Here is a 7,266-nt window from a genome sequence, read left to right on the forward strand (position 1 = left end):
ATAGACGATTGCTTGACTGTCAAAGCACATCACGTTTTGAGGTTGATATTCGACGAATATCAATATAAAAAGATCAGAATGGCTTTCGCACCACCACTGACTTTTTATCGGGCTAGCTACATAGCATTCAAACTGCTTTTGCTACGCGCTGTTTTTTCTACATCGTTAAGGAATTCAGGTTTTTCCCCTGTCATTTCCCAAGTACCTAAGGCAATTGGAATGCCGCCGATACTGTTTAACTCATCAAAAAATGATTTTAATGAGAAGGTTTTATTCTGTTCTTCATCCTGCTTTGCTTTTTGCAACATGGCAGCGTCTAGCAGAATTTTTCCGGTCACGTAACTTGTGCCATATCCTGGTTGACGAAGGTAAAGATGCTGTTCAAAAATTAGCAAGTCAGGCTCCGTTTTCATCCAGCCTCTCGGGGTGTAATTCATATGAATATCGCCCGCGTCCTCCATCGTCATTTGATTAGCATGGGCATACAAAGACCCTAATCCTCTAGCAGCCCGCTGTGCCAGCATTACCCATACAATTTCTCTCGCTCGGGGATTATGGTCATACAATCCCGCGTGCATAAAAATTTCTTCCACGGCCGTAGCCGTTCCCTCGTTCCGCGAATCAAAAATGTTATAAAGAAGAGACTGCTTCCTTAAGACGCGCGGACTGGGATCATTCACCATAATGGCCAACTCAAACCAATGATAAAAATGAGAATAAAGTGGCGTGGGGTCGAGATGAGAACCTATATGAAAAAAGTGCCTGCTTTCTTCAGGAACGAAGCTGCCTAACTTATCAAAAAGAGCAGGTTTAAAATAATCAGGGACAGTAACAATATCTTCTTCGTCTAGAAAATTTAAGAAGTACTCTGCAGACCGAGTAGCCAATTGGTCGAATTCATCGGCATTTTTTACTGCTACGAGTTGCGGTATGTCTTTATTTCTTTGCTCTTCTAACTTTAACGATGACCAAGCACGATTCAATTCTCGGCGCAGCAGACGCTCTTCATCTGCCCATGACATTGGCATCATATGCACATTTTGTTGATACCAGGTGTAGTGTTCAATTCCCAACCCTGAAGGACCGCTCTTCTCAGGTGCTTTTTTTTGCAGCCAATTTATAAATTCTTGCGTCGATGCAACAGCTTCCTGTTGCTGCGCAATAAGCACCTCATTGCCTGTATTCTCAATTAACGTATATAGCTTAAGAAGCACGTCATGTTGTATTTGAATATCTCGAATTCCTGCTATCCATAACTCTTTAGCATTCCCTGTTAAATTTATCTTTGCCTGTTGCTGTAAAGGCGCTATGCGAGATAAATCAGTTACTAAGCGCTTCTGCTCTTCCTCACTGAGGGGAAACTGATACGTCCATAACTCCGTGACATAGTGTGGCGTCGGCCCTTCATGTGCTGGAACATCGCTTTGATAGGTCCATACCTGCTTATAAAATGCAGGATCACGTTGCCAAGGTTTCAGTATATTTGCGTTAAATTCGTAACCGTTGATTTCAGACAGCATAACGAACCAGTCCACTTGCTGTGCGACAGTCCAATTTTTTCTATCAAAGGCTAAAAGTTTAGTTTTAAACGTAAGCCACTCAGGCTCTCTTTTTTGAAATGTTTGCTCGCGATAGTCTGGAGCCAATTGATGTAATGGAGGTGCTTCAAACGCACGCCATTGAGTGAACAAAGATTCTAATTCGTTAAAGTCCGAATTTGCAGTAGCAAAAAAAGAATAAAAGATGAGCACAACTGAAATCAGCGTTAATTTCATTTTGTCTTCCTTGATAAACGTTTTTTGAATATAGCACAGATATTTTTTTTAGATAGATACGAATTGAACAATATTTAAACAGAGGATTTGATTGGAGATTTTATTAGATTTAAGTGAAGTACTGACATTTCGTCTTAAGCTTCATCGGCATGATTCTGGCTGCTTTTATAGCAGGTACTTTGGAATGTGAAAGCGTTAATCGACAATAAAAACTTCGCACATTTTTTTTACAAATCCAGATTATGTCTTACACTTAAATTTATTAGTTTTAGCTTATTCTTGTAACCCTTTTTTACGAAGGTCTATCAGAAGCCGCTTTATGTTGGCCTACACAAATAATTGTACGCCAAGGATGTATACCATGCTACATAATCGCTTTTTCAAACGCTGCCTAATCGGGTTTACGCTACTATTTACAACTGCCAGTCATGCAGGGTTAATTACTGATATTGTATCTGAAACCGTTTCATATCGTATTACAACTGGGGGCTTCGCTTGGAATGCAAGTTACGATATTGGCTTTGTTAACCAAGACTTACTCATTGATGTCGATGTTTTTTTAACTGGTGTTGACCCAGGTAGTACGTTACGCGATACGTGGGAAAGCAGTATTGAGTCGATTTGGAGCAATGCCTTTGACTTATTTGACGGCACTTTCTACTACGACACGGTATTTAATGTTGACTGGATAGATTCGTATTCGGAAGCCGACCACTTTGTGAATGTAAATGCCGGTAATGGAAACGTGAATTTAAGGCAATGGTATACAGGAAACCCCTCGGGATGGGGATACCGCAATCAAGGCATTATAGCTGCTCACGAGTTCGGGCATATGATTGGCTTATTCGATGAATATACTGGTGGAGCGTTAGATCCAGTCACTAGTCTTATTCGGAATAATAGCATCATGGGCGCACGTTTGAGCACGCCTCAAATAGATCACTTCGATGCATTTCTCGAGTGGGCTCAGATAAATGCAGCAGTCCCGTCACTCACGTTAGTCAACGACCAAGGCTCACAATTTTACGATTTACAGGTAAACGTACCAGCGCCTAACACCTTGCTTCTTTTCTTCATAGGCGCATTAGGTTTATCTGCAAGGAAGCATATTAACGTAGAAAAATAGGCTATTCTTTTTGTCCGTTCACAAAGTTTCCCCTACTGGTTTCGATACCATTTTCGTAGGTAATTCGCTTGCCATGACGGATGCCATTTTTTCGCATTTCAAATAAAGTGATAGCGCCATTGTCGGCAAATAAATATTGAGGGCCGTTTAGATCTCCGTCTTTGTACTGCAAGTCGTAAACGACATATTTTTGCGCGTTGTATTTGAGCCAACGTCCGACTTTTTTACCATGGTTATACGTGCCTTTCCAAGTGGTGTCGCTTTCAGCCTCTACCCAGTCTCCGGTCTTAACACCCTCTTGATATACTCCGTATGTATCCAAATTACCATCATAATCGAAGTGTTGGTATTTGCCGTGCTTTTTGCCATTGCTGTAATGTTCTTTAACGATGTAGGCCTCGGTTTCACTATCTTGAACAGTTCGATCCCCGTTTAGTTCGCCAGCATTAGAGTAGGTTTCGTATATAATATCGCCACTTTTATTGGTATCTCGCCACTTACCCACTTTTATACCGTTTTTGTACATGCCCTTGGTAGCTTCGTCGCCGAAGTCACCTTGGCTGTATAGGCCGTCGCGCTTACCATCCGTTGTATTCTCGATAATCGAGAACCCTTCGTGGTACAAACGCTGCTCGCCGTTTCGCCCATAGTCATGTACTTCTTCCAGTGCTATTAACTCACCGTCTGTTGCGCGCTCTCTTTTTATTAACTTATAGGCGTGATTAGCACCACGCACAAAACCTCGACTAGGATCGCTCACCCCAGCGGCAATGAAAGTCTTTATTTCACCGAGTTCCCAAGTAGTTTCTTTAAGTCCAGCCCCGTACCCTTCTATCTTTGTGGGCACTGTTTCCTGCCTTAAAATGCCTTCGCTATTCCATTCATGTTCGCTAATAAAGGTACCTTCTTCCGTACGCTTTGTTTCTCTAACTAGTACGCCGTTCCTGTTCCAACGTTTAGTTGTGCCCACTTCTTTATTTTGCTTAAAGTGCGTAATGGCGTTAATGGCACCGTTATCGTAGTACTGCTTTTTTATGCCATCGCGTTTGCCGTTAACGTAGGTCACTTCTTCCTGTAAGTAACCGCTTTTATCTCGCATTTCCACGCGTCCATCGAAGCCCTCACCAAGGGCGTAAATCACCCTATTCAGCAATCCCAACTTGCGCTCTTCTGCCACTTGTTTTCCGGTAAAAGTACCGCGGGCAATGACAGGTTCAGTACTTTGAAACGTGACTATTAGTACACCTTCTTTATCGTAAACGGGTATCGTGTAGACGCCATTTTCATCGGGTTTCACGTCGCTCTCATAATGATAGCGACGATTTATCTCTACCTTAGTTGGCTTTAAATTAACGTCTAAATATTCGGTTTCGCCATACGCCAACGAAGGCATAAGGCTAATACCTAACATCAATGAAAGAATAAAACGCATTATTCATCACTCCCCGTTGGTAAGTTGAGGAAGGTAATGTTGAATGTTTTGTTGATAGGCGTATCAGACATCCTAATTTCTTGGACACCCACAGGTTCACCGGCTATTCGAAGTGTATTATGAGGAAATAAAACATCCTCTATTTCAGTGCTTGGGGACAACGTAACATCTTGATTAATAGTCACTAAGCTAAGTACTCGGCCCTCTGCATCTAGGAAGCGATAGCGAGAAAGAATGTCACCCACGGTGTGGGTGTCCTCATTTTTATTTTCACCTTTTTCTCTATTAATAGCTGTTAAATCCTCGATAGCCACTACCCAAGGTGTTTCAGCATCAAGTTTTAGGTTCGAATCTACCCATTGTTGGGTTTGAGAGCAGCTTAATGTCACTTCTCGTGCACCTAAACCATAGAAATACTGCCTAATCCCATCTTCTGTTTGCAATAAAAGCGATGCGGGTTTTATAAAGCTCTTATTATTAAAAACAGGCTTAAATACCAATGCATTGCCAGCCTCTTCAGCTTTAGGAGACAAGGTCGCAGTGCAAACATCAATTTGAGCATTGCCCAGCACCAATTCTACTTGTCCTTTTTCAATACCCTTTGGTTTGAGGTTTTCTGCACCCACATGTGGAGTATCACTTTCATATAAGTAGTTAGTTTCGGGCTTCCTTGTTGAGCTAAATCGCTTTGCTTCCTCGGTAAGAAACACAATGTCACGAACTTCAGCAGGCTCCTTCGCAGCACGATAGACGATAATATTAAGGCTGGAAGGCTGCTCTTTCGTGCGAATTAACACCTTATGGGCTTCGGTGTGAGCACTGGCTTGGTAGCGCGTATTACTTTCCTCGGCAGTTAACCATTGAGGCGGGTTAGGATAAGCGTGATATTGAACATCATAAGCTTGCCCCTCTCCTAACTCAAAATTAAGGCGGTCATTTTCCTGCCCCTCGAAGGTAAGCTCGTAAATTTTAACGTTATCAGCGTTACTCTTCCCGCTTGTAGTCTGAGGGCCTTTATTGGTTTGCTTGCTCTCGTTTTCCTGATATTCATTATTGTGGGTGTCCTGACCGCTATTATCTTGACGACCACTATTCTCTCTATCGCTATTCTGCTTGCCGTTTTCGCTACCTGTATGATCCACAGCGCCAGAATCAACCAGACTAAAATTAATTATTACCCCATTGTCTTCGTAATGAGCTTTTTGGTTTTGGTCTATCGAAACGTTGGTAATAAAAGACTCATCTGGATACCACGCTATTTTTGCCCGAACACTAGCAGCTTGCTTAATAGACTCAGTAAGACCACCCGCGCCCGTGAAATGTATTTGTGCGGTGCTAACTTTGCCTTCTTCTCTATATTGATTGTGAGAAAATGTGGGCCCTATATGTATTGGCTGGTTAATAAGCTCATCGTTCTTATCAAAAACCAGCGGCTCACTAAATTCGACATTTCCCAAGAAAACATTTTTGCTTAACGCATGGTTAAGCTCTAAAGAAAGCTCATCTTTCTTTTGTATTAATTGTCCATCTGGGTCGCTGAAAACTTTAGCTAAGTCAGATGCAGCTTCAACCTTTTGCGTTTGCGCCGACTCAACAATATCAAGCCATCTGTTCGCCCATTTTGTTCTCATCGTTGGCACATACGCTTCTTTTCCATCAACAACACGAGCCAATACTTCAGTTGAACGTATGCCTATTTCCTTACCTGAAATTGTATGCTGACTACTTGAAGTTAGTACTTGATGCTCTACCCAGCCGGATGCTTTATCTATAACTGCCAGCCCTGCTAAACGATTTCTTTCCTTACCTCCCTGAAACTCTATCCATACCTTTGAGTCTGATACCTTAGTCACCTTAAATTCAACGTTCGAAACACCACGAAACTCAGTGGTATTCGTCCACCCTTTGTTGGGGCTGATTGGCACTGCGATATTAGGTTGGCTTACATGATTGAGTAACTTACCAACGCTATTACCAAGCACATTAGTTAAACTGTCACGCAAACTATTTCCCGCAGTCTTAACATCTATCATTTCTCCCGACTGACTATTGATGACCATATCTGCGCCAGCGCCTTGCTCGCCAAGTAATTCAGCAGGAAAGCCCCCTTCTACAGAGGTACTGAAAGTGCGTGAGCCAATATCGGTCTCAACCTTTCCAGGGGAAATATGGACATTAATACTATCTGCTTTATTTTCTGTTATTTCGAACGTTGCATAGCTATCTAACCGCATGTTTTCACTACCACGACCGGGCGTAGATATTTCCACCTCTTGAATGGTGTGATAATGACGACTCTCCCCTACTTCAGGGTTAAATTCGATAGTGTTATCGCCGAAGCAACCCACTAAAAATATCGTAATAGAAAAGATAAAAAGGTAAGAAAGTGAACGCATAAATTCTCGTATATTTGATAGAGGGAAAAGGCGATTGGCGTTACAGCGAAGTGAAACAGCTTTGAAATGCAGAGGAAAATACTCTACTTAAAAGGGTAGCGACCTTAGTTAATTATTTCAATAAAAGTGAGACAGCCACCCTATTTAGTAGGGAGAGAAGCAACTAAAGTGCCAATCGCCTTTTATAAGTTTTGAATGCGACAGGTGAATATCGGCAAAATCTAGAACTAGCCTAAGACACACACAAAAGAATTAAAGGTCGCGCTATACCTAGAGCACTACAACTTACCCAACCTAGGACTCCAAAAAATTCAGGAGAGATCTCCTGCAACTCTTGGATAGACAAATAGCAGCTTTACTTTGTGTCTTTTAATTGCGCCATTATATGGCTACGAAACCAATTCGGCCCCTATTAGTTAGACACCCATACAAACCATCCCCAAGTTCAGTAGATTTTTTCTCCCTTTCACGCAAATATAGAAAACTCACTATTACTGCTGATTCATAACCATGCCTCGCCCTAGAAAATCACTCATT

4 protein-coding genes are annotated in these 7,266 nt (G+C 42.0%); 1 reads left to right on the plus strand and 3 read right to left on the minus strand.

The features are described from left to right. Positions 1-116: 116 nt before the first annotated feature. On the minus strand, positions 117-1,775 hold the full coding sequence (locus tag Q4561_RS19065; RefSeq protein ID WP_303462837.1) for a hypothetical protein: 1,659 nt from the start codon (positions 1,773-1,775) through the stop codon (positions 117-119). Between the two features lie 361 nt (positions 1,776-2,136). Here Q4561_RS19065 and Q4561_RS19070 point away from each other — a divergent pair, with 361 nt between their 5' ends. Continuing rightward, positions 2,137-2,901: a PEP-CTERM sorting domain-containing protein gene (locus Q4561_RS19070; RefSeq protein ID WP_303462838.1), complete on the plus strand. Its 765-nt coding sequence runs from the start codon at positions 2,137-2,139 to the stop codon at positions 2,899-2,901. A 1-nt stretch (position 2,902) separates the two neighbouring features. Here the strand turns inward: Q4561_RS19070 and Q4561_RS19075 are convergent, their stop codons facing one another. Further along, positions 2,903-4,333 (minus strand): toxin-antitoxin system YwqK family antitoxin, encoded by a 1,431-nt coding sequence (locus Q4561_RS19075; RefSeq protein ID WP_303462839.1) that lies wholly within the window; start codon positions 4,331-4,333, stop codon positions 2,903-2,905. After that, positions 4,333-6,729 carry a hypothetical protein gene (locus Q4561_RS19080; protein WP_303462840.1) on the minus strand — a complete coding sequence of 799 codons (2,397 nt, stop codon included), beginning with the start codon at positions 6,727-6,729 and terminating at the stop codon, positions 4,333-4,335. The genes Q4561_RS19075 and Q4561_RS19080 overlap by 1 nt, the downstream gene beginning before the upstream one ends. Positions 6,730-7,266: the final 537 nt, after the last annotated feature.

The sequence above is a fragment of the Alteromonas sp. 1_MG-2023 genome (genome assembly GCF_030547075.1).
Lineage (GTDB): Bacteria > Pseudomonadota > Gammaproteobacteria > Enterobacterales > Alteromonadaceae > Alteromonas.